Raw genomic sequence first — 21,984 nt, 5'->3', positions numbered from 1 at the left:
TCACGCCGCAATCAGACCGCGGCCTTTCAACAGGGCATCCACTCCCGGCAATCGCCCCCGGAACGCCAGATAAAGATCCTCTGCCTCGCGCGAACCGCCGGTGGACAAGATATTGTCTTCCAGCGCTTTGGCCCGTTCAGGATCAAAGGCACCACCTGCTTCTTCGAAGGCGGCAAAGGCGTCAGCATCCATCACCTCGGACCACATATAGCTGTAGTAGCCCGAGCTATAGCCATCGCCTGCAAATACATGCGCAAAGTGAGGCGTGGCATGGCGCATTCCAATGGCTTGCGGCATCCCCAGCCCGGCTAGAACCTCGGCCTGTTTTGCCATCGGGTCTGCCGGGGCGTCGCCATCGTGGAAGGCCAGATCGACAAGGGCCGAGGCGACATATTCCACCGTCTGGAATCCCTGGTCGAAATTGGCGGCATTCAGCACTTTTTCAAGCATCTCCTGCGGCATCGGTTCGCCCGTTTCGGCATGGGTGGCAAACTCGGCCAGAACTTCGGGCACTTCCAACCAGTGTTCATAAAGCTGGCTGGGCAGTTCGACAAAATCGCGCGCAACCGAAGTCCCCGAGATGCTTTCATAGGTCACATTGGACAGCATCTGGTGCAAGGCGTGGCCAAACTCGTGGAACAGGGTGCGTGCATCGTCATAAGACAGCAGCGCCGGATCACCCTTGGCGAAGTTGCAGACATTGATGACAATCGGTGCCTGTTCTTTCGGGAATCTGGCCTGTGCCCGCATCGCGCTGCACCAGGCACCTGATCGCTTTGACCCCCGTGCAAAGTAGTCACCGATGAACACGGCGACATGCCGACCGTTGCGCGTAACTTCCCACGCGCGGCAATCCGGGTGATAAAGCGGCACGTTCAAAGGCTTGAATTCCAGCCCGAACAGGCGGTTTGCACAAGCAAACGATGCCTCGATCATCCGGTCCAGTTGCAGGTAGGGTTTCAGTTCCGCCTCATCCAGATCATGTTCCGCCTTGCGCCGCTTTTCAGCGTAATAGCGCCAGTCCCATGCTTCCAGCGGGCCGTTGACACCGTCTTTCTGCATCATCTGGGTCAGGATTTCCGCGTCCGCATCGGCGCGGGCCTTGGCAGGTTCCCACACCTGCATCAACAACTCACGTACCCGGTCCGGAGTACGAGCCATTTCAGTTTCCAGCTTGTAATCGGCGAAGTTGTCATAGCCCAACAGCTTGGCGCGTTCCTCACGCAAGCCCAGAATCTCAGCTGCGATGTCGCGATTGTCGGTCTCGCCACCATTCGCCCCGCGGGCAGCCCAGGCGCGATAGGCTTTTTCGCGCAGATCCCTACGGGGTGAAAACTGAAGAAACGGCACGATCAGCGACCGGGAGAGGGTAACAACCGGCCCCACGGCGCCCTTTTCCGCACCAGCAGCCCGTGCCGCATTCACAACGAATTCCGGCAGGCCCCACAGATCTTCTTCGGTCAGGTTCATGAACCAATCCCGCTCATCCGCCAGCAGGTTCTGGGTAAAGGATGTCCCCAACGAGGCGAGGCGCGACTTGATTTCTTGTATACGAGCGTCTTTGTCCCCGTCCAACGCCGCGCCTGCACGAACAAAGCCCCGATGGGTAAGCATCAGAACGCGTGCCTGTTCCTCGGTCAGGCTCAGGTTTTCGCGCCGCGCCCAAAGGTTTGCAACGCGTTCAAACAGCGCCTTGTTCGAGGAAATTCCCGAGAAATGCGCCGACAGCTTGGGTGAAAACGCGCGCTGCAACTCTTCCCGCTTGGGGTTGCTGTCTGCGCCTGCAACAGTGAAGAAGACCGACAGAACCTTGTCCAGCTGCTCGCCCGCAGCCTCAAGGGCTTCCACCGTGTTCGCGAAAGTAGGGGCCTCTGCATTTGCTGCAATCGCGTCGATCTGCGCGTTATGCGCAGTCATCGCCTGATCCAAAGCCGGTGCAAAATCTTCGTCCGAAATATCGGCGAAAGGGGCTATTTCGAATGGGGTGGTCCAGTCGGACAGGATCGGGTTGGTCATGCGGATCTCCTTTGACCCTATAGCTAGTTCGCCATGGCCGGGTGTTCCAGAACCCCCAAGCCCACGTTGAGATAGGTTAATTGCTTGCGGTACCGCAGATGGGGCAATCGGCACGGCGGGTCAGCGTGATCTTGCGGCTTTCACCGTAAAGGGCGTCGTAGATCAGCATCTCGCCCCGCAGCGCCATGCCAGCGCCCGTGATCACCTTTATCGCCTCAACCGCCATCATCGATCCAACAACACCCGGCAACGGGCCAATCACACCTGCCTCGGAACAGGACGGGGCCAGACCGGGGGCCGGGGCTTCGGGAAAGATACACTGATAGCACGGGCTGCCATTGGCTGGGTCAAACACGCTGAGCTGCCCTTCCCACTGCGACAAGGCCCCCGAAATCAGTGGCTTGCCCAGCGCGGCGGCAGTCCGGTTAGCCAGATAGCGGGTCTCAAAATTGTCCGTGCCGTCAAGGATCAGATCGAAGTCGGCAAAAAGTTCTGCCGCGATTTCATCGCTCAATCTGCGATGAAAGGGCAGAACTACCACATTCGGGTTCTGCGCCTCCATCGCTTGCTGGGCGGAAAAGACCTTGGGCATATCAATATCTGCATCGCGGTGGATCACCTGCCGCTGCAGGTTCGCATTCTCGACTATGTCGTCGTCAATGACCCCGATTGTACCCACACCTGCGGCCGCCAGATATTGCAGCGCCGGGGCGCCCAAACCTCCCGCGCCGATCACCAGAACACGGGCTTGTTTCAACTTTTTCTGACCCGGCCCGCCCAATTCGCGCAGCACAATGTGACGGGCGTACCGGTTCAGTTCGGTTTCGGTGAAACGGTCAGAGGGCATGGCGGCTTCCGGTTTGGAGGCCTGCACCGCTCGGTTCCGCAGGGCCTTCAACACACGGCCATATAACAAAACGATGGCCGCGAAACCTGCAAGGATCAGCCACAGCGCCGCAGACCCACCGGTTGCTTCGCGCAGGGGATGCCCATCCGGCAAGATCAGATGAGACAGGATCACCCCGACCAACAACACACTCACCGACACCACGCGCGCCGATTTAGACGTGCCGGCGATATAGCCAACGCCCCATAGCCCCGCTGCCAGAACAAGAACCAGCAGCATCAGCCGCGCCCGGTCGAGCCGAAACCGCCAGCCCCGCGATCTGTTTCACCCAATGCCTCAGCCAGTTCGAATGCCGCCTGCACGACAGGGGCAACTACCAGCTGCGCGATACGATCACCATGGGCAATCTCGAACCGTTCCTGACCGGCATTCATCACGATCACCCCCAGAGGTCCGCGATAGTCACTGTCAATAGTGCCCGGCGTATTGGGTAGCGTGATCCCGTGTTTCAGTGCAAGGCCCGAGCGGGGCCGAACCTGAACCTCGTATCCCTGCGGGATTTCAATGCGCAGACCTGTCGGTACTAGCGCCCGCTGTCCGGGCTCCAGCATGATCGAAGCCCCCTCGGGCAAGTTGGCACGCACATCCGCGCCAGCAGCACCCGCAGTTTCGTAGGACGGAAGCGCCACGGCGGGGTCTGCCCCGTCTTCGCGGATCACTCGAATTGCCACCATGGTTTTGCCTTTCCTTCAGCCCGCCAACGCGTCTGCGATCCTGCTTGCCAACCGCCGCGCAACCTCGGTCTTGCCCATACGCGGCCATTCCTCGGCTCCGCTGTCCGAGATCAGGATAACCGCATTCTCGGACCCGCCCATGATCCCGGTGGAAGGGCTGACATCGTTGGCGACAATCCAGTCACAGCCTTTGCGCAGTCGCTTGGCGGTGGCGTGTTCAATCACGTCATCAGTCTCGGCCGCAAAGCCGACAACCAAAGGTGGGCGCCCATTTTCCATCCGCGAGACGCGTTTGAGAATGTCGGGGTTCTCGGCAAATTCCAGAACCGGCAGACCGTCGCGGCTTTTCTTCAGTTTCTTGTCCGACGCACTGGCCACGCGCCAATCTGCCACCGCAGCCGCAAACACGCCCGCGTCGACGGGAAGCGCCGCATCAACCGCGTCCGACATCTGTTGCGCGGTCTCGACCGGCACGACCTGCACACCCGCCGGAGGCGGTACGTCTGCGGGGCCTGTGACAAAGATCACCTCGGCCCCCAAATCCGCAAGCGCCTGTGCCACGGCCGAGCCCTGCGCCCCGGAAGAGCGGTTCGCGATATACCGGACCGGATCAATCGGCTCATGCGTCGGGCCCGAAGTTACCAGCACGCGCTTTCCCACCAAGGGTCCTGCCGCAAGCTGCGCCTCAACCGCCGCGACGATTTCCAGCGGTTCCGACATGCGTCCCGGCCCATATTCACCGCAGGCCATATCACCTTCGTTTGGGCCAACAAAGCGCACGCCATCCGCTTGAAGCTGCATCAGGTTGCGTTGTGTCGCCGGGTGTTCCCACATGCGTACATTCATCGCGGGTGCACACAGAACAGGCGTGTCTGTCGCCATCAGAAGGGTCGATGCCAGATCATTTGCCAACCCCCCGGCCATCTTGCCCATCAGGTCTGCTGTTGCGGGGGCCACGACGATCAGATCGGCGGAGCGTGACAGCTGGATATGGCCCATCTCGGCCTCGGCGGTCAGATCAAACAGATCGCCATAGACCTTTTCTGAGGCAAGTGCAGACACGGACAGAGGTGTTACAAATTCCTCTGCCGCACGCGTCAGCACAGGCGTCACAGCTGCGCCGCGTTCACGCAGCCTGCGGATCAGGTCCAGCGATTTGTAGGCCGCGATGCCGCCGCCGATGATCAGCAGAATGCGTTTGGATGACAGCATGTTCAGCCCTTCCTGTCCCGGTCGGCCCCGACATTAGGCAAGCCCAGCAGGTTGTTCCAGCGATTAATTCTGAACCTGAAACGCCGCACAGGGATCTTCACGCTCGACTGTGGGGCTGTCGATTACGATATCAAAGTCACCGTCGATGATGTCGTCCTCGGACTGTCCGACCGAGACCACCTTCCATCCGGGTTGAAGGCGTTCAAGAAATGTCGGGATACCTCGGTCTTTGCGCGCATGTCCGTTCCCAGTGATCACGGCAACCGGGCCGCCGGTTTCTTCCATCGCGCGCATCACCGCACGGGCCAGAACCGCATCGCGCAAACGCTGGATCGCGACCATCTGCGGTAACATTTCCGGCGGGAGAGCATCGCAATGCGCGGCCATTTGATCCGCCTCGCGCGCTGCCTGCTCCTCGGGCGTCAGCGGTACAGTCAAACCATAGCGCGCCGCGTCTGCACCCAGCGCCGTGGCGGCCCCGCGTTCCATCGCGGCCCGCGCGGCAGCACGCGGCACCATGGCCCCGTAGACCGGCGCGCCTGAGGCCTTGAACACCGGATAATACAGCCTGAGCGGTGGCCAACCACTTTCTGCCCATTGCAGAATACGGCTCAACTCTTCCGGGTTGGACACCGCTTTTTGCGCCAGCCGTTGCGCGCCTTCTTCGGTGACCATCTCCCAGACAACGCCCGAGGGTGAGATTTCCTTTATCGCTTCGGCTTGAATGAGGTGGTGGCGGGGATTGTCGTGAACCTCACCCAGAATTACCACATCTGCATCCCGCATCGCGAGAGCCGCATCATCGGAAATAAGATCTTCCGCCAGTCCGGGTCGCGCCGCTGTCACCGTAAGGCCCAGAACACACGCAAGAATCGCAAGCTGTTTCATGCGATGAAGTGTTGCACCTCGTTCGACTGGGCTTCAAGGTTCTTGCGCATTTTTGCGAACGCTGCGGCCTCAAGCTGTCGCACCCGCTCCTTGGACAGTCCCAACTCGACGCCGAGACTCTCCAGTGTCCGCGCAGGCTCGCGCAGTTTGCGTTCGCGCACAATGAACCGCTCGCGGTCATTCAGTGCGTTCATCGCGATCAGCAACCACTGGCGCAACTGTTCGGTGTCGTGGGTGTGTTCAACTGCTTCGGCGGCCTGTTCGCGTTCATCTTCCAGCGCATCGATCCATTCACGCCCGTCTTCGTCGGCGGATTGCACCGCGTTCAGGGAAAAATCCGACCCTGACAGCCGACCTTCCATCAGTTCCACATCGCGCAGAGGAACGCCAATCTCTGTGGCGATCATCTGATGCAACTGATGGCGATCCAGTTCAAGACCTTCGGTCGCGGCCTCGCGTTCCAGCCGGGCCTGAACCCGACGCATGTTAAAAAACAGCGATTTCTGCGCCGAGGTGGACCCCGTTCGCACCATGGACCAGTTCCGCATCACATAATCCTGAATGCTCGCCTTAATCCACCACACCGCATAAGTCGAAAACCGCACCCCACGATCAGGGTCGAACTTGTCTGCGGCCTTCATCAAACCCAGACCGGCCTCCTGGATAAGGTCATTCATCGGCGCGCCATAGCGTTTGAACTTGGCCGCCATCGAAATTGCCAGCCGCAAATACGCTGTGATCAGGCGGTGCAGCGCCTGTTCATCACGCTGGTCACGCCAGGCATAGGCCAGCCTCAGTTCCGTTTCCGCATCCAGCAACTCGGCCTTCATCGCTTGCCGGGACATCGAAAAATCTGTCGCGTTGTCCAGTGCCATAAACCTCTCCCCTGATTTGCAGGCGTTGGCCGGGCTTGCCATGCCGACCTATGACCGATACGCAAAACGGCACCAATTGGATCATCTTTAGGTAAGTACTGTGGCGTCAGATTTAACCTTAATTCTGGGCGGAGCTGCTTCAGGCAAGTCGGTATTTGCCGAAGATCTCGTTGTTTCCAAAGGGAAAAATCGAGTTTATCTAGCGACATCACAAGTGTTTGATGAAGAGATGCGGCAGAAGGTTGATCGCCATCTGGAACAGCGGGGCGGCGGTTGGACCACGATTGAAGAGCCCCTTGACCTGAGGCCGGTGCTGTCCAGCCTGTCCTCGGATCAGGTATGTCTGGTCGATTGTGCCACCATGTGGCTCAGCAATCACTTGCTGGCCGAAACTGATCTGGGCGCAGTCCAAACTGACCTGCTAAAGGCCCTGCGCGCATGCCCCGCGCAGATTGTGATCGTGTCGAACGAAGTCGGTCACGGTATTGTTCCGGATAACGCGCTTGCCCGCCGCTTTCGCGAAGCGCAGGGTCGGCTGAACATCGCACTTGCGGCGCAGGCTGATCTGGTGGTGCAAGTGACCGCCGGGTTGCCGTTGGTCCTGAAAGGGCAGCTACCGTGACACGACTACATCTTGTTCGCCACGGGCCCACGCATGCAAAGACGATGGTTGGTTGGTCCGATCTGCCTGCTGATCTAAGCGATACAGCGGCGCTGAAGCGCCTGCACGACCATTTGCCATTCGATGCACTTGTGATTTCGTCCGACCTGTCGCGCGCGATTGACACTGCTTCGGCCATTCAGGGCCAGCGTCACCGTCTGCCACATCATCCAGACCTGCGGGAAATCCATTTCGGTCAGTGGGAGCTTCGCGGGTTTGCCGATATTGAAGCCGAAGACCCCGAGCTGGCTTTTGCCTATTGGGACAACCCCGGTGATGTCCGCCCACCGCAAGGTGAAAGCTGGAATGAGGTTCGCGACCGGGTCGATTCCGCGATCGACGCGCTTATGTCCGCGCATACGGGCCGCGATCTGGTGATCGTCGCGCATTTCGGCGTGATCCTGACACAAGTGCAGCGCGCCCTTGGTCTGGACGGGCAGCAGACCTTTGCGCATCGGATCGACAACCTTTCGGTGACGGATATCGCTGTCAACGGCGGGGCGTGGACTGTCGGGTCGATCAATCACCTTCCGTGAACAGGTCCAACACAAATCACTGATTTACCGGTCCGCAAAGCTGAGGCATCGTCCGCGCATGACTTATGACCTTTATATCGGCGATCGCCTCTTCTCCAGCTGGTCAATGCGCGGCTGGTTGATGCTTGAGAAATTCAACCTGCCCTATCGCAGCCACATGATCGGCCTCTATTCCGGCACTATGGCGCAAGACATGGAACCGCTGGCCCCTGCTCGCCTTGTTCCCGCCTTGCGCCTGCCGGATGGAACGGTTGTGGGGGAAAGCCTGGCAATGGCCGAAACCCTGGCCGAACGCCACCCCGATGCCGGGTTGTGGCCTTCGGATGCCGCAGCCCGGGCAACCGCCCGCTGGCTATGCGCCGAAATGGTAGCCGGATTCAGCGCCCTGCGTGGAGAATGCGCCATGCAGCTGCGCAACGTGTGGCAAGGCTTCGCGCCGTCTGAGGCGACTTTGTCAGACCTTGAGCGGGTTGAAACACTCTGGGCACATGCGCGGAGCGTGTCAGGGGCAGACCAAGGCCCGTTATTTGGTGCCTATTCACTGGCAGACGTCTTCTACACACCTGTAGCAGCGCGGATCGTCGGATATGGGCTGCCGGTGTCAGAGGTGAACCGGGCTTATTGCATGGAATTGCTCTCTGATCCCATCGTCAGACAGTGGCGCGCCATGGGATTGACCGTTGAGTACGACACCTTCCCCTACGCGCAGGATTTGCCGTCCAGCCCTTGGCCAGTCGGGGGTGTTTCTGCTGCGAAGCCGGTTTCAGGTGGTCCGTCAATCAACGCCGCCTGCCCGTATTCCGGCAAGCCTGTCACCGATTTCTTGGAGCTTGACGGGCAATGCTGGGGGTTCTGCAACCCATTCTGCCGGAACAAAACTGTGGCCGACCCCGAAGCATGGCCCAAATTCGCGGCCATGCGCGCAGCCGTTAACGACTCTTAAACCAGAACCGTGGCAGCAACGTCCTGTTAACCAAAACAGGACTGCCATGGTCGCCCGCGCCCACACCGTTGCTTTTCAAGGGGTTGATGCCCGCCCGGTCGAGGTGCAATGCGCGGTCTCACCCGGACTGCCAGCCTTTTCCATCGTGGGCCTGCCCGACAAAGCCGTGTCCGAGGCGCGTGACCGCGTCCGCAGCGCGCTGAACGCGATGGCCATCGCGCTGCCGTCCAAGCGGATCACCATCAACCTGTCCCCTGCTGACCTTCCCAAAGAAGGCAGCCATTTCGACCTGCCCATTGCGGTGGCGCTTTTGTCCGCGCTCGATATCATCCCAGCCGATGCCGCAGAAAGCACCGTTGCATTGGGAGAGTTGTCGCTCGACGGTTCTCTGGTTCCGGTTGTCGGTACCTTGCCTGCCGCCATGACGGCAGCTTCAGAAGACCGCGCCTTGCTTTGTCCGCGCGCCTCCAGCGCCGAGGCGGCCTGGGTAGATGCCACTCAAGTGATCGGCGCCGGATCACTTGGAGAGGTCGTGCGCCATTTCTCGGGCCAATCCCCTTTGCCAGCGGCGCAAGCTGGCGAAGTGAACCTGACACCGTCCAACCGCGACCTGCGCGATGTGAAAGGGCAGGAGCGCGCCAAACGCGCCCTGGAAATCGCCGCCGCCGGACGTCACCACTTGATCATGATCGGCACGCCGGGATCGGGCAAATCCATGCTGGCGGCGCGGCTTCCCGGAATTTTACCGCCGCTTACTGCCGTGGAAGCCCTGGAGACGTCGATGATCCAATCGCTATGTGGGTTACTGGATGAAGGCGGAATAAACCGCACTCGCCCGTTCCGCGAACCGCACCACACGGCCTCGATGGCGGCCATAGTTGGTGGTGGGAAAGGGGCCAAACCGGGCGAAATCTCATTGGCCCATAATGGTGTGCTGTTCATGGATGAATTCGCCGAATTTCCACGCACCGTTCTGGAAACCCTGCGGCAACCCATTGAAACCGGCGAAGTCATGGTGGCGCGCGCGAACGCCCATGTGAAATACCCCTGTCGTTTCATGCTGGTCGCCGCCGCCAACCCTTGCAAATGTGGCTATCTGACCGATCCGTCCCGTGCCTGTTCGCGGGCACCGGGATGTGGCGAAGATTACCTGAACCGAATCTCGGGCCCGTTGATGGACAGGTTCGACCTGCGGATCGAAGTTCCGCCCGTGGGCTTTACAGACCTCGATCTGCCCCCTTCGGGCGACAGTTCGGCGACGGTTGCAGCACGTGTCGAAAGGGCGCGAGCCATTCAGGCAGACCGGTTTTGTGACACGCCGGAGTTACGACAAAACGCTGATGCAGAAGGCAAAATACTGGAAGAGATCGCCACGCCCGATGCCGAAGGAAAAGAGCTGCTGTTGAAAGCCGCAGATCGTTTCGGCCTGTCAGCCCGGGCCTTTCATAGAATCCTGAGGGTGGCGCGCACCATCGCCGATCTGGACGGCGCGACCGATATCCACCGCCAACACGTGGCCGAGGCACTGAGTTTTCGGATCTCTGCCCGGGTTATGGCCTAAAGCTTGGCCTCGATGGCCTGCCAGATCTTTTCGGCAATATTTACCCCGTCAAACCGTTCCAGCTCCTGAATGCCGGTCGGTGAAGTCACGTTAATCTCGGTCAGATAGTCGCCAATAACGTCAATTCCGACAAAGACCTGACCCTTTTCCTTCAGCAGAGGCCCAATCGCCGCGCATATCTCAAGATCGCGTTCGGACAAGCCGATCTTTTCCGGACGTCCGCCAACATGCATGTTCGACCGCGTTTCGCCTTTGGCGGGTACCCGGTTGATTGCGCCGACCGCTTCGCCATCCACCAGGATCACCCGTTTGTCGCCATTGCTGACATCCGGCAGGAATTTCTGCACGATCAAAGGTTCGCGCGAGAATCCGGTGAACAGCTCATGCAAGGAAGTCAGGTTGCGGTCATTGGCATCAAGCCGGAACACACCCGCGCCGCCATTCCCGTAAAGCGGCTTGAGGATGATATCGCCGTGCTTTTCCTTGAACGCCTTGATCGTCTGCAAATCACGCGCAATCGTTGTTGGCGGGGTCAGGTCGGGGAAATCCAGCACCAGCAGCTTTTCCGGGTAGTTGCGCACCCAGAACGGATCGTTGACGACCAGCGTCTGACCCTTGAGACGATCCAGCAAATGCGTGGACGTGATGTAATGCATGTCAAAAGGCGGGTCCTGACGCAGCCAGACGACATCGAAATCGGCAAGATCCACCTCACGTTCGGGACCCAGAACCGCAGGATCTCCGGCAACCCTTTGCACAGTCATGTCGTGACCTCGCGCGGTGATGCGACCCTGCTGATAGGCCAAATGATCCGGACCATAGAAAAACAAAGAGTGCCCGCGCGCCTGTGCCTCTTCCGCCAGGCGGAATGAGCTGTCGGCGTTGATTTCCACGGCCCCGATCGGGTCCATTTGAAAGGCGATTTTCATGGCATGTCCCTCAGTTTCCCGCCAGATACATGGACCAGCACGCCTGTGGGTTCAATGGGGCTTAGCCAAAACCAAAGGCGTTTTCGATGATTTGAACCGCGCCAGAACAATCAACAAGCGCCGCGTCAAAGCGCACGTTTGTCAGCTGCCCGTCCGGCTCGTTTTCCAAGAACTGCGCGGCAGAGGCGTAAATCCGTTCGATCTGCTTGCGGCTGATCCGGGCAGCGGCCTTTTCAAAGCTGGTGCTTTTTTTAACTTCGATGAACACAAGCCCTTCGCCGTCGCGTGCAATAAGGTCGATCTCTCCGCCAGCGCCCCGCCAGCGACGATGCGCTATGGCAAAGCCCCGAAGTTCGTAATCTGCGGCAACCTGTGACTCTGCGGCCTGTCCGGCGTGGTAAGAGATCGAACCCTGTTGTTCACGCCGCCCCATGTCATCCCTTGCCCAATTTCAATGCTTTCTGATAAATCGGTCGGCGCGGCAGGTCGTACATTTCCGATACAAGATCCGCTGCATCCCGAACCGAGTGATTTTCCAAAGCTCGTTTCAAAGCTTCTTCTAGATCAGATTCGTTAACACTTTGCGAATGACCGCGGTCCACCAGCAGGACAATCTCGCCCTTGACGGTCTTGTCCCGATACTCCTCTGCCAGTTCGGACAGGCTGCTGCGACGGACCTCCTCAAACTTTTTCGTAAGCTCTCGACAAAGCGCAGCCTGCCGTTCAGGCCCCAGGCATTCTGCCAAGTCTGACAGACAGGCGGCAACGCGTTTCGGAGATTCGTAGAACACCAATGTGCCGGGGATGTCCTTCAACGCCTCGATACGGGTGCGGCGTGCTTTGGATGCGTTGGGAAGGAAGCCTGCAAAAAAGAAGGCGTCCGTGGGAAGCCCCGCCAACGTCAGGGCCGTTACAACGGCAGACGCGCCCGGGGCGCAGGTCACGGTATACCCGGCTTCGGCGGCCTGCTTGCCCAAATCATAGCCCGGATCGGCAATTAGCGGCATTCCTGCTTCGGACGCGTAGGCCACCGATTGCCCTTGCGCCAGCGCCTCCATGATCTTGCCGCGTGCGCCTGCGCCGCTGTGGTCGTGATAGGCTTGGATTCGCCGGCCTTCCAGCGGGATGCCATGTATTTCTATCAAGCGACGTAAACTGCGGGTGTCTTCTGCCGCAATCACATCGGCTGAGGCCAAAACATCCAAGGCCCTGAGCGTAATGTCGCGTGCTGTTCCAATCGGAGTGGCAACAAAATACAGGCCCGCAGCCAACTTGATCTTTTGGAAATTCAAAGCTGGACCCTCACAGCGTGACGTTTATTATCGCGGCTCAACAGAACAGAAGCATTCGCAGCCGCCGGATCAGGGAGTTTTCATTTAGATGTTTACCGTTTGCAAGCCCGTAAGCAAGCTGGCGAAAGTCGCCGCTGCCCTGACGACCGCAGCGTTTCTTGCTGCCTGTGAACCAGGTGGTCTTGGCGGAGGTCCCTCGATCAATACCGCAAAGCCGGTTCCTGTCGCCTTGCTGGTTCCCAGAGGATCTGCGCAATCTGGTGATGCAGCGCTGGCGCAAAGCCTTGAGAATGCCGCGCGTCTTGCGATGTCGGATTTGCCGAATGTCCAGATCGACTTACGCGTTTATGACACGGCCGGAAACCCGAACACGGCGACAGCCGTTGCACAGCAGGCTGTTGCGGACGGGGCAAAAATCATCATTGGTCCGGTATATGCCCAAGCAGCGAATGCTGCCGGATTGGCGGTGCTGAGCAAGAACGTCAACGTTCTTTCGTTTTCAAACAACGCCAGCATTGCAGGCGGCAACGTCTTTGTATTGGGCCCGACCTTTGACAACACGGCCAACCGGCTGGTGAATTATGCGGGCAGTCAGGGCAAGGTCAACACGGTGGTCGTGCACAGCAACGACGCCGCAGGACAGTTGGGCCGGTCCGCAATCGCCAATGCCATAGCGAACAGCCGGGTCAACAATGCAGGGACCGTCGCTTACGACCGGTCGCAACAGGGCGTCATCAATGCGGTTCCCACGATCAAGGCCACTGTCGATTCGACGGGCGCGGATTCGATCTTCCTGACGGCGACCACGGCGGGGGCATTGCCGCTGTTCTCGCAATTGCTGCCAGAGGCCGGTGTTTCTCCGGCAACCACGCAATTCATTGGCCTGACACGTTGGGATATCCCGCCGCAAACTCTGGAGCTTCCGGGGGTTCAGGGGGGGTGGTTTGCGCTGCCTGACCCGTCCAAGGCACAAGCCTACCGTCAGCGTTACAACGCAACCTACGGCGAAGCACCGCACCCGATCAGCGGTTTGGCCTACGACGGTATCGCCGCAATTGGCGCCTTGGTCAGCCAGGGCAAATCAGACGCCCTGACCGCTTCGGCCCTGACACAGAGCGCCGGTTTCCAGGGCGTTGGCGGCATCTTCCGTCTGCGCCCGGACGGCACCAACGAACGCGGTCTGGCGGTTGCCACGATCCAGAACAAACAGGTGGTTGTGATTGACCCTGCCCCGCAAAACTTCTCTGGCGCCGGTTTCTGATCTGACTGGCGCGATCAACGTGCCCGAAAGCGCGTTGATCTGCCCCGCCGGAGACATCTTCGACAGCACTGCCGTCAATGATGCACTGGCTCAGGCCTTTGAGGTCTGCCCGGACAACACCAAAATGCGGTCCGAGACGGTGCGCGTTCTACGCGAGGCTCAAAAGTCTGGCCGCGCGGCCATTGCAGAGGCATTTGGCGAACGTCCTTTCGACGCGCGCGCACTCACGCGCTCATATACATACCTGACAGATCAACTGGTTGGGACGGCGATGCTGGTCTCAAGCACACGCCTGCATCCGCTTGCAACACCCACCCAAGGTGAAAAGATCGCCGTTCTGGCTGTTGGCGGCTACGGACGCGGGGAAATGGCACCGTTTTCAGATGTCGACCTGCTATTCCTCACCCCCTACAAGATCACCGCCTGGGCCGAGAGCGTCATCGAGTCGATGCTTTATATCCTGTGGGATTTGCGACTTAAGGTCGGGCATTCGTCACGCACGATCAAAGATTGTCTGCGGTTGGGTGCCGAGGATTTTACGATCCGCACAGCGATGTTGGAGCAACGCTATCTGGCCGGCGACAAGGTACTGGCGGACGGGTTGGACCGAAGGCTGAAAGACGAATTGTTCAAGGGAACCGAACGCGAGTTCATCGAAGCCAAGTTGCACGAACGTGATGAACGCCACCATAAACAAGGCGAGCGTTACATGGTCGAACCCAACGTGAAGGAAGGCAAAGGCGGCCTGCGTGACCTGCAATCCCTCTACTGGATCGCGAAATATGTCTATGGCGTTCAGGACGTGGCCGAACTGGTGCCTTTGGGGTTGTTCACCCCCGAAGAGTTCAAGACCTTCGTTCAGGCCGAGGAATTCCTTTGGGCTGTGCGATCACACCTGCATCTAGTCACCGGTCGCGCGACCGAGCAGCTTACCTTTGACATGCAGGTCGAGGTCGCCGCGCGCATGGGGTACGAGGACCGCGCCGGGCGTCGCGCGGTCGAAGTGTTCATGCAGCGGTATTTCCGCGAAGCCACCCGCGTAGGTGAGTTGACGCGCATCTTCCTGACCAAACTCGAAGCGCTGCACATGAAAGGTGCGCCGCTGCTGGAACGCATTTTCCGCAGGCGTCGACGGGTCAAGGCAGGGTACAAGGTGGTTCACGGTCGTCTGGATCTGGTGGAACCTGAGAAATTTCTCTCCGACAAAGTGAACCTGCTGCGCCTGTTCGAAGAAGGTTTGCGGACAGGTATGCTGATCCATCCTGATGCCATGCGGCTGGTGAGCGCGAACCTGCATCTGATCGATGACGAAATGCGCGGCGACAAGGAAGCTCAGCGCATTTTCCTAGATCTGATGTTGAAACACGGCAACCCGGAACGCGCATTGCGACGGATGAACGAGTTGGGCGTGCTGTCCGCTTTCCTGCCCGAGTTCGAGCACATCGTGGCAATGATGCAGTTCAATATGTATCACAGCTATACGGTGGACGAGCATACGATCCAGTGCATCGTCAATCTTGCCCAGATCGAACGCGGAGAGCTGGTCGAATCTCTGCCTCTGGCCTCTTCGATTCTGAAAGGCGGGGTCAATCGCAAGGTGCTGTATGTCGCGCTTCTTCTGCACGACATTGCGAAAGGTCGCCCCGAAGACCACTCGATTCTCGGGGCACAGATCGCGCGCAAGGTGGCGCCTCGGCTCGGCCTGAACAAATCGGATTCCGAAACCGTTGAATGGCTGGTGCGCTATCACTTGCTTATGTCCGATATGGCCCAAAAACGCGATATCTCCGACCCTCGGACAGTGCGCGATTTTGCCAAGGCCGTTCAGACAACCAAACGGCTGGATCTGCTGACGGTTCTGACGGTTTGCGACATTCGCGGCGTTGGCCCGACCACCTGGAACAACTGGAAGGCCACTCTGCTGCGCGCCCTGCATGCTGAAACAAAGCGTGCACTGGAAACCGGTATGGAAGATCTGAACCGGGCAAACCGGGGGGCCGAGGCCAAAACAGCACTGCGCCGCGCTTTGGACAACTGGTCCAAGGCTGACCTCAAGGTCGAGACCGGGCGCCACTACGCCCCGTATTGGCAGGGCCTGAATCTTGCGACGCATATCGAGTTTGCCGAGATGCTGCACGCGCTGGAACAAAGCGGCGATCCCGGCGCGATGGAAATTCGCCTACAACCTGATGAAGACCGTGATGCGACGCGGGCCTGTTTCGCGATGGGCGATCACCCCGGTATTTTTGCCCGCATCGCCGGGGCACTGGCTCTGGTTGGCGCGAATGTCGTCGATGCCCGCAGCTATACCACCAAAGACGGCTACGTAACGGACGCGTTCTGGATACAGGACGCCGAGGGGCACCCGTTCGAGGCATCGCGCCTTCCACGCTTGACCCAGATGATTCACAAGACCCTGCGCGGCGAAGTCGTCGCCAAGGAAGCGCTGAAGTCACGTGACAAGATCAAGAAACGCGAACGCGCTTTCAACGTGCCAACACATATCACGTTCGACAATGAGGGCTCTGAAATCTACACGATCATCGAAGTAGACACACGCGACCGCCCCGGCCTGCTGTTTGACCTGACCCGGACCCTGGCCGCGGCGAACGTTTATATCGCCAATGCCGTGATTGCGACCTATGGCGAGCAGGTGGTCGATACGTTCTACGTCAAGGACATGTTCGGCTTGAAGTATTACTCGGAAAGCAAACAGCGCGGACTTGAGGCGAAGCTGCGCACGGCAATCACCGAAGGCGCTGAGCGTGCGGCCTCATGAAGCAAATACGCTTGTTCTCGGGCTTGTTCACGGTCGGTTTCTGGACGCTCGCCAGCCGAATTCTGGGGTTTCTGCGAGAGATACTGCTGACGGCCTATATCGGGCCGGGCCCAGTGATGGATGCCTTTGTTGCTGCCTTTCGCCTGCCCAACATGTTCCGCCGCTTTTTCGCCGAGGGGGCATTTAACGCGGCCTTTGTGCCGATGTTTTCCAAACGACTGGAAGCAGACGAAGACCCTCAGGGTTTTGCGCAGGACGCGTTCAATCTTTTGGCCGTGGCTGTTCTTGCGCTGGTCGGGCTGGCCATGGTTTTCATGCCCGGTCTGGTCTGGCTGACCGCCGAAGGGTTTTACGGCGATGAACGGTTCGATCTGGCGGTGGACTATGGATATGTTGTGTTTCCATACATCCTGTTCATGTCTCTGGCTGCCTTGTTTTCAGGCGTTCTGAATGCAACCGGGCGGTTCGCGGCGGCGGCAGCCGCACCTGTTCTGCTGAACATCTTCGCTTGCACCGCCCTGATTGCCGGTGCCATGTCCGGCGGCGAGGTGATCCGGTGGTTGATCCCTGTCATTCCAGTGGCCGGTGTCGCGCAGCTGGCGCTGGTCTGGATCGCAACCGAACGCGCCGACATCCGCATCCGCCCCAGCATGCCGCGCCTGACGCCTGAAATGCGACGGATGGTACGTATCGCGGTCCCGGCCGCGCTGGCGATGGGGGTCACACAGGTTAATCTCGTTGTCGGGCAATTGGTTGCATCGAAAACCGAAAATGCCGTCAGCTGGCTTTTTGCCGCAGACAGGCTCTACCAGTTGCCTTTGGGTGTTGTGGGCATTGCTGTCGGCATAGTCTTGTTGCCGGACCTGTCCCGCCGTTTGCGTGCGGAGGACAAAGAGGGCGCACGCAATGCCTTTTCCCGGGCCGGTGAGTTCACACTGCTGCTGACGCTGCCTTCGACTGTGGCCTTCGTGGTTATGCCAACCCCCCTCGTATCGGTGCTGTTCGAACGTGGTCAGTTCGGCCCCGAGGATACGGCCGCCACGGCCCTTGCGGTTGCCATCTATGGGGTCGGGCTTCCGGCCTTCATGTTGCAAAAATTGCTGCAACCGCTGTTCTTTGCGCGCGAGGATACGCGTTCCCCGTTTCACTACGCAGTTGTTGCGATGATCGTGAACGCTGCTCTTGCGTTTGGTCTGTTTCCACTGGTGGGCTGGATCGCGCCAGCAATTGCCGCATCGACTGCGGGGTGGGCGATGGTGGTGCTACTGGCTTTCGGCGCACGACGTATGGGTGAAGAGGCGCGCTTTGATGTCCGGTTCAAAAAGCGCGCGGGCCGGATTGTGGCCGCTTCGCTTGGGATGGGCGCGATATTATACGCAGCGCTCTACCTGTTCGGGTGGGCATTGGATGTTCCCGGCTGGCGCTATCTGGCACTGCTGGTCCTGATCATGGTCGCTGCCGTCTCATATTTCCTTCTGGGCCATATCTTCGGCGCTTTCAAACTGTCGGAGTTCAAACACGCCCTGCGCCGGTCCTGATCAATCCCGGCGAATGCGGCCGACGATCCGGGACCACGCGCCCGGTGCAACAAGAAAAGACAAGCCAAAACCGGTGGCAAACCCACCCAGATCAGCAACCCATTCCCAGTTGCCGCCAAAGATCAGGCCGAAAAGAAATTGTATGCCCATAAGGACGGCAATCAATTGAAATGCCCGTGCTTGGTTTGCACCTACAAGTGACAGTTTGCGCCACAACAACCACGTAAATGCGCCGATCAGACCGTACACCGGCGGGAACCCTCCGATCAGCGGATAGCGCGGGTCCAGTAACACGGCGTAGGCCAATGCGCCGCCAATGCCCGACACGACAAAAATCAGCAGCATTGGGAAACCGCCGAACACTTCGCCAACCATTTTGCCCATCGCCAGCACGAAAACACAGACGAAAATCGCCTGCGTGAAATTGGCGGATACAAAGGGGTAGGTCACGAAGCGGATGACATGTTCGAATGGCCAGCGCCCGTTCAGAACCATCCAGTCGAAAATATCCGCAGAGAACGCATAATGCTGGATCGCATCCAGCCGCCAGCCCACCGCTGCTGGCCCTCCGACCAGCCCGCGTGATCCCAGCGTGAAGGCAATTTCTATCCCGATGATGAACAGAACCAGCGCCACCACAGCAGGTGGCAGAGGGTTCACAGGCGGTGTGTAATGCTCACTGCTCATTGGGCTGGCCTTTCGCGGCTGTTGACGTCCCTTTGCCTCATGGGTAAGCGACGGGGGCTGATTTTTCCAGACAGGAGTTCCCTTTGATGACTGAGTCCCAATTCACGCCACGCGTGTTTTCCGGTGCGCAGCCTTCGGGCAATTTGCATCTCGGCAACTATCTCGGGGCGCTTCGGAACTGGGTGAGAATGCAGAGCGAGGAATTTGAGACTATCTATTGCATGGTCGATCTGCACGCGATCACCGTCTGGCAAGACCCAACCGAGTTGCAGCATGCAACGCGGGAGCTTTGTGCCGGTTACATCGCTTCCGGTCTAAACCCGGAAAAATCAATCTTGTTCAACCAAAGTCAGGTGCCGGAACACGCGCAACTGGCCTGGATATTCAACTGTGTCGCGCGCATGGGTTGGATGCAGCGCATGACCCAGTGGAAGGACAAGGCGGGCAAAAACCAGCAGAACGCTTCGCTTGGCCTGTTTGCCTACCCTGCTCTGATGGCAGCCGATATTCTGATCTATCACGCAACCCATGTGCCAGTTGGAGAAGACCAGAAACAGCATCTGGAGTTGACCCGCGACATCGCCATAAAATTCAACAACGATTTTGGCGTCGATTTCTTTCCCATCACCGAGCCGGTGATCGAAGGGTCAGCCACAAGGGTCATGAGCTTGCGGGATGGGTCCAAGAAGATGTCAAAGTCCGACCCCTCGGACATGAGCCGGATCAACCTGACCGATGATGCCGATGCGATCGCCAAGAAAATCCGCAAGGCCAAGACCGACCCTGACGCTTTGCCGTCGGATGTCGAAGGTCTGGAGGGCCGCCCCGAAGCGCGCAATCTGGTCAATATTTACGCAGCACTCAGCGACCAGAGCATCGACCAGGTTCTGGCCGAAGTTGGGGGCAAGCAGTTCGGTGATTTCAAACCGATGTTGGCTGATCTGGCAGTCGCCAAGCTGGCCCCAATCTCGACTGAGATGTCGCGTCTTATGGGGGAACAGGCCGAGATTGACCGGATTCTGGCTCACGGAGCCGAGCGCGCGCGTCAGATCGCCGCTCCGATCCTGCAAAAGACCTATGAAATCGTCGGTATGGTCGGATCAGCATCACGCTGAATGCACTGGACCTTCGCCTGACGCCCACCTAGGGTCTGCCTGAACCACAGGAGGGCGTCATGGCAACCGGCAAAAACATCCGGACCTATTTTCAGGGCCAATGGCATGACGGGGATACTCCCATCATGCGCGCAGCGGATCACGGGTCGTGGCTAGGGTCTTCGGTCTTTGACGGCGCCCGTTATTTCGACGGGTTGGCCCCTGATCTGCACGCGCATTGCGCCCGGGTGAACCGGTCCGCCGAAGCCCTGATGCTGACACCGACCATGACAACCGAGCAGATGGTCGAATTGGTGCATGAAGGGTTGCAAGCCTACAGCCCTGACACGGCTGTCTATATCCGCCCGATGTATTGGGGCATTGACGGCGATAGCACGGCAATCGTTCCGCAGGAAAACAGCACAGGGTTTGCCATCTGTCTGGAAGAAATCCCAATGGCACCTGAAACGGCTTCGGCCACGCTGTCGACCACGCGATTCCGTCGCCCGGTACTGGAATCGGCTGTGGTCAATGCCAAGGCCGGGTGCCTTTACCCCAATAATGCGCGCATGTTGCAAGAGGTACGCTCCAAAGGATTCTCGAACGCTCTGGTCGCTGACGCGATGGGCAATGTGGCCGAAACGGCAACGGCCAACATCTTCATGGTCAAGGATGGCGAGGTCTTTACCCCGATCCCCAACGGCACATTTTTGGCAGGGATCACGCGGGCGCGACATATCAAGAATCTGCGCGAGGATGGTGTCACAGTTCATGAAACGGTCTTGGGTTTCGAGGATTTTCACCAGGCGGATGAGGTTTTCATGTCCGGCAATATGAGCAAGATCACACCGGTAACTGCGCTGGAGGACACACAGTTTCAGGTTGGTCCCATTGCCCGCCGTGCCCGCGCACTTTACTGGGACTGGGCTGCAAGCGAACGCTAGTACATCGACATGAACGTGTCCGAGTTGCCAGCACGCAAACGCTCGGGCATGATCCCTTAAAATTGAAGAGGACACCCATGCGTAAGTTCTTAGTTGTTCTGGATGACAGCCGTGAATGCCTGAACGCAATGCGGTTCGCCGCGATGCGTGCCGCGCATACAGGTGGCGGAGTGACGATCTTGTCGGTTATTCCGCCGGACGAGTTCAATCACTGGATCGGTGTTGCCGAAACCATGCGCGAAGAAGCCCGGGAACGTATCCATGCCCATTTCGAAGTCTTCGCCAAATGGATGCGCGACAAACAGAATGTAGAACCTGAACTGGCCATTCGCGAAGGTGATCCGGTGCCGCAGATCATCGAACACGTTCAGTCTGACCCTGAGATCGGCGTTCTTGTTCTTGGGGCGGGGACTGACAAGAAAGGCCCCGGCCCGCTGGTAACTCAGCTCACAAAAAACTCTGGCAGCCTACCGATCCCGATCACGATTGTTCCAGGTGATCTGAGCAAGGAAAAGCTGGAAGAAATCACCTGAGGATCGAACATGGCGAAGACGTTGCAGTTCTGGTTCGACTTCGCCTCGACCTATTCCTATCTCAGCGCGATGCGGATCGAACAGGCCGCGCAGGACAAAGGCGTCCCGGTCGACTGGCAGCCTTTTCTGTTAGGTCCGATTTTCGCGGAGCAGGGATGGCGCACGTCGCCGTTCAACCTGTATCCGGCCAAAGGGCGCTATATGTGGCGCGACATGGAACGTCTTTGCGGCGCACGAGGGCTGCCGTTGGTTCGGCCTGACCCATTCCCGCAAAACTCCCTCACCGCAGCACGCCTGGCTCTGGCCCTTGAGCATGGCGAAGAACGGGTTGCCTTCGCAAAGGCTGTCTTCAGCGCTGAATTTGGGGGCGGGAGGGACATTTCTGACGAAGACGTGCTTGAGGATTGCCTGAAGATAGCGGGTCTGCCTGCGGCAGTGATGAATCGTGCAAAAGATCCGAGCATCAAGGCTGCGCTGTTCGAGCAATCCGCGCGCGCAAAAGCACTTGGCCTGTTCGGCGCACCCAGTTTTGTGGCAGGAACAGAGCTGTTTTGGGGGGATGACCGGCTGGATGACGCGATTCGTTACGCGGTCACAATTTAGAATCGTTCCAAATATTGACTTCTCCGACCCCTGAGCGCATATCAGAAACAC

General features: G+C 58.9%; 21 protein-coding genes. 11 read left to right on the top strand and 10 right to left on the bottom strand.

Annotation, left to right across the window (positions count from 1 at the left end; translation table 11 throughout):
• From ACR0LL_RS08405 to ACR0LL_RS08380, 6 genes are all read right to left on the bottom strand, one after another.
• A complete protein-coding gene (locus ACR0LL_RS08405) occupies positions 1 to 2,016 on the bottom strand; it encodes a M3 family metallopeptidase (protein WP_480585662.1) in 2,016 nt (671 codons plus the stop codon).
• 76 nt (positions 2,017 to 2,092) lie between these two features.
• Positions 2,093 to 3,142: a HesA/MoeB/ThiF family protein gene (locus ACR0LL_RS08400; RefSeq protein ID WP_480585659.1), complete on the bottom strand. Its 1,050-nt coding sequence runs from the start codon at positions 3,140 to 3,142 to the stop codon at positions 2,093 to 2,095.
• Complete coding sequence (dut, locus tag ACR0LL_RS08395; RefSeq protein WP_267365417.1) at positions 3,142 to 3,597, bottom strand: dUTP diphosphatase; 456 nt, start codon at positions 3,595 to 3,597, stop codon at positions 3,142 to 3,144. Before dut ends, ACR0LL_RS08400 begins: the two co-directional genes overlap by 1 nt.
• Positions 3,598 to 3,612: 15 nt before the next feature.
• Entirely contained in the window at positions 3,613 to 4,809 is a 1,197-nt protein-coding gene (gene coaBC / locus ACR0LL_RS08390) for a bifunctional phosphopantothenoylcysteine decarboxylase/phosphopantothenate--cysteine ligase CoaBC (protein ID WP_480585655.1), read from the bottom strand.
• 63 nt (positions 4,810 to 4,872) lie between these two features.
• Positions 4,873 to 5,697, bottom strand: coding sequence for a ChaN family lipoprotein (locus tag ACR0LL_RS08385; RefSeq protein WP_480585652.1), 825 nt, complete (start codon positions 5,695 to 5,697; stop codon positions 4,873 to 4,875).
• Positions 5,694 to 6,572, bottom strand: coding sequence for an RNA polymerase factor sigma-32 (locus ACR0LL_RS08380; RefSeq protein WP_480585649.1), 879 nt, complete (start codon positions 6,570 to 6,572; stop codon positions 5,694 to 5,696). The genes ACR0LL_RS08385 and ACR0LL_RS08380 overlap by 4 nt, the downstream gene beginning before the upstream one ends.
• Positions 6,573 to 6,672: 100 nt before the next feature.
• Between ACR0LL_RS08380 and cobU the strand changes: the two genes are divergently transcribed.
• Genes cobU through ACR0LL_RS08360 form a run of 4 tightly spaced genes read left to right on the top strand, consistent with a single transcriptional unit; the run spans position 6,673 to position 10,273 of the window.
• Entirely contained in the window at positions 6,673 to 7,194 is a 522-nt protein-coding gene (cobU, locus tag ACR0LL_RS08375) for a bifunctional adenosylcobinamide kinase/adenosylcobinamide-phosphate guanylyltransferase (RefSeq protein WP_480585647.1), read from the top strand.
• Positions 7,191 to 7,769 (top strand): histidine phosphatase family protein, encoded by a 579-nt coding sequence (locus tag ACR0LL_RS08370; RefSeq protein WP_480506763.1) that lies wholly within the window; start codon positions 7,191 to 7,193, stop codon positions 7,767 to 7,769. The genes cobU and ACR0LL_RS08370 overlap by 4 nt, the downstream gene beginning before the upstream one ends.
• Before the next feature lie 58 nt (positions 7,770 to 7,827).
• Positions 7,828 to 8,712, top strand: coding sequence for a glutathione S-transferase (locus ACR0LL_RS08365; RefSeq protein ID WP_480585644.1), 885 nt, complete (start codon positions 7,828 to 7,830; stop codon positions 8,710 to 8,712).
• Positions 8,713 to 8,758: 46 nt separating this feature from the next.
• Positions 8,759 to 10,273, top strand: a complete 1,515-nt coding sequence (locus ACR0LL_RS08360) for a YifB family Mg chelatase-like AAA ATPase (protein WP_480585641.1) — start codon at positions 8,759 to 8,761, stop codon at positions 10,271 to 10,273.
• Here the strand turns inward: ACR0LL_RS08360 and gshB are convergent.
• The 3 genes from gshB to rsmI all read right to left on the bottom strand — a co-directional run bounded on the left by gshB (position 10,270) and on the right by rsmI (position 12,494).
• The gene (gshB, locus tag ACR0LL_RS08355; RefSeq protein ID WP_480585638.1) at positions 10,270 to 11,202 is read right to left on the bottom strand and encodes a glutathione synthase; all 933 of its coding nucleotides are present in this window, start codon (positions 11,200 to 11,202) and stop codon (positions 10,270 to 10,272) included. The genes ACR0LL_RS08360 and gshB overlap by 4 nt on opposite strands.
• 61 nt (positions 11,203 to 11,263) lie before the next feature.
• Positions 11,264 to 11,635 (bottom strand): YraN family protein, encoded by a 372-nt coding sequence (locus ACR0LL_RS08350; protein ID WP_480585635.1) that lies wholly within the window; start codon positions 11,633 to 11,635, stop codon positions 11,264 to 11,266.
• 1 nt (position 11,636) lies between these two features.
• Positions 11,637 to 12,494 carry a 16S rRNA (cytidine(1402)-2'-O)-methyltransferase gene (gene rsmI, locus ACR0LL_RS08345; RefSeq protein WP_480585632.1) on the bottom strand — a complete coding sequence of 286 codons (858 nt, stop codon included), beginning with the start codon at positions 12,492 to 12,494 and terminating at the stop codon, positions 11,637 to 11,639.
• A gap of 88 nt (positions 12,495 to 12,582) precedes the next feature.
• On the opposite strand from rsmI, the gene ACR0LL_RS08340 reads away from it, so the two are divergent.
• From ACR0LL_RS08340 to murJ, 3 genes are read left to right on the top strand one after another with little or no spacing between them, the layout of a single operon-like run.
• Positions 12,583 to 13,755, top strand: coding sequence for a penicillin-binding protein activator (locus ACR0LL_RS08340; protein WP_480585629.1), 1,173 nt, complete (start codon positions 12,583 to 12,585; stop codon positions 13,753 to 13,755).
• A complete protein-coding gene (locus tag ACR0LL_RS08335) occupies positions 13,715 to 16,534 on the top strand; it encodes a [protein-PII] uridylyltransferase (protein WP_480585627.1) in 2,820 nt (939 codons plus the stop codon). Before ACR0LL_RS08340 ends, ACR0LL_RS08335 begins: the two co-directional genes overlap by 41 nt.
• A complete protein-coding gene (gene murJ / locus ACR0LL_RS08330) occupies positions 16,531 to 18,072 on the top strand; it encodes a murein biosynthesis integral membrane protein MurJ (RefSeq protein ID WP_480538971.1) in 1,542 nt (513 codons plus the stop codon). The genes ACR0LL_RS08335 and murJ overlap by 4 nt, the downstream gene beginning before the upstream one ends.
• Here murJ and ACR0LL_RS08325 read toward each other — a convergent pair whose 3' ends face one another.
• Positions 18,073 to 18,759, bottom strand: coding sequence for a rhomboid family intramembrane serine protease (locus tag ACR0LL_RS08325; protein ID WP_480585624.1), 687 nt, complete (start codon positions 18,757 to 18,759; stop codon positions 18,073 to 18,075). It lies immediately after the preceding gene.
• An 86-nt stretch (positions 18,760 to 18,845) separates the two neighbouring features.
• On the opposite strand from ACR0LL_RS08325, the gene trpS reads away from it, so the two are divergent.
• The 4 genes from trpS (at position 18,846) to ACR0LL_RS08305 (ending at position 21,933) form a co-directional block, all read left to right on the top strand.
• Positions 18,846 to 19,874, top strand: coding sequence for a tryptophan--tRNA ligase (trpS, locus tag ACR0LL_RS08320; RefSeq protein WP_480585621.1), 1,029 nt, complete (start codon positions 18,846 to 18,848; stop codon positions 19,872 to 19,874).
• Between the two features lie 59 nt (positions 19,875 to 19,933).
• On the top strand, positions 19,934 to 20,797 hold the full coding sequence (locus ACR0LL_RS08315) for a branched-chain amino acid aminotransferase (RefSeq protein WP_480585618.1): 864 nt from the start codon (positions 19,934 to 19,936) through the stop codon (positions 20,795 to 20,797).
• Positions 20,798 to 20,874: 77 nt separating this feature from the next.
• Positions 20,875 to 21,330: a universal stress protein gene (locus ACR0LL_RS08310; RefSeq protein WP_267366250.1), complete on the top strand. Its 456-nt coding sequence runs from the start codon at positions 20,875 to 20,877 to the stop codon at positions 21,328 to 21,330.
• A 9-nt stretch (positions 21,331 to 21,339) separates the two neighbouring features.
• Entirely contained in the window at positions 21,340 to 21,933 is a 594-nt protein-coding gene (locus tag ACR0LL_RS08305; RefSeq protein WP_480585615.1) for a DsbA family protein, read from the top strand.
• Positions 21,934 to 21,984: the final 51 nt, after the last annotated feature.

The sequence above is a fragment of the Ruegeria sp. AI2 genome (assembly GCF_056541275.1).
The sequence above is the reverse complement of the archived record's forward strand: the minus strand, read 5'-3'. Positions and strand labels throughout refer to the sequence as shown.

Excerpts from the sequence above, each read along its gene's own strand:
- ACR0LL_RS08405 (WP_480585662.1), bottom strand. The coding sequence starts at position 2,016 with ATGACCAACCCGATCCTGTCCGACTGGACCACCCCATTCGAAATAGCC.
- ACR0LL_RS08400 (WP_480585659.1), bottom strand. The coding sequence starts at position 3,142 with ATGCTGCTGGTTCTTGTTCTGGCAGCGGGGCTATGGGGCGTTGGCTAT.
- dut (WP_267365417.1), bottom strand. The coding sequence starts at position 3,597 with ATGGTGGCAATTCGAGTGATCCGCGAAGACGGGGCAGACCCCGCCGTG.
- coaBC (WP_480585655.1), bottom strand. The coding sequence starts at position 4,809 with ATGCTGTCATCCAAACGCATTCTGCTGATCATCGGCGGCGGCATCGCG.
- ACR0LL_RS08385 (WP_480585652.1), bottom strand. The coding sequence starts at position 5,697 with ATGAAACAGCTTGCGATTCTTGCGTGTGTTCTGGGCCTTACGGTGACA.
- ACR0LL_RS08380 (WP_480585649.1), bottom strand. The coding sequence starts at position 6,572 with ATGGCACTGGACAACGCGACAGATTTTTCGATGTCCCGGCAAGCGATG.
- ACR0LL_RS08365 (WP_480585644.1), top strand. The coding sequence starts at position 7,828 with ATGACTTATGACCTTTATATCGGCGATCGCCTCTTCTCCAGCTGGTCA.
- ACR0LL_RS08360 (WP_480585641.1), top strand. The coding sequence starts at position 8,759 with ATGGTCGCCCGCGCCCACACCGTTGCTTTTCAAGGGGTTGATGCCCGC.
- gshB (WP_480585638.1), bottom strand. The coding sequence starts at position 11,202 with ATGAAAATCGCCTTTCAAATGGACCCGATCGGGGCCGTGGAAATCAAC.
- ACR0LL_RS08350 (WP_480585635.1), bottom strand. The coding sequence starts at position 11,635 with ATGGGGCGGCGTGAACAACAGGGTTCGATCTCTTACCACGCCGGACAG.
- ACR0LL_RS08340 (WP_480585629.1), top strand. The coding sequence starts at position 12,583 with ATGTTTACCGTTTGCAAGCCCGTAAGCAAGCTGGCGAAAGTCGCCGCT.
- murJ (WP_480538971.1), top strand. The coding sequence starts at position 16,531 with ATGAAGCAAATACGCTTGTTCTCGGGCTTGTTCACGGTCGGTTTCTGG.
- ACR0LL_RS08325 (WP_480585624.1), bottom strand. The coding sequence starts at position 18,759 with ATGAGCAGTGAGCATTACACACCGCCTGTGAACCCTCTGCCACCTGCT.
- trpS (WP_480585621.1), top strand. The coding sequence starts at position 18,846 with ATGACTGAGTCCCAATTCACGCCACGCGTGTTTTCCGGTGCGCAGCCT.
- ACR0LL_RS08315 (WP_480585618.1), top strand. The coding sequence starts at position 19,934 with ATGGCAACCGGCAAAAACATCCGGACCTATTTTCAGGGCCAATGGCAT.
- ACR0LL_RS08310 (WP_267366250.1), top strand. The coding sequence starts at position 20,875 with ATGCGTAAGTTCTTAGTTGTTCTGGATGACAGCCGTGAATGCCTGAAC.
- ACR0LL_RS08305 (WP_480585615.1), top strand. The coding sequence starts at position 21,340 with ATGGCGAAGACGTTGCAGTTCTGGTTCGACTTCGCCTCGACCTATTCC.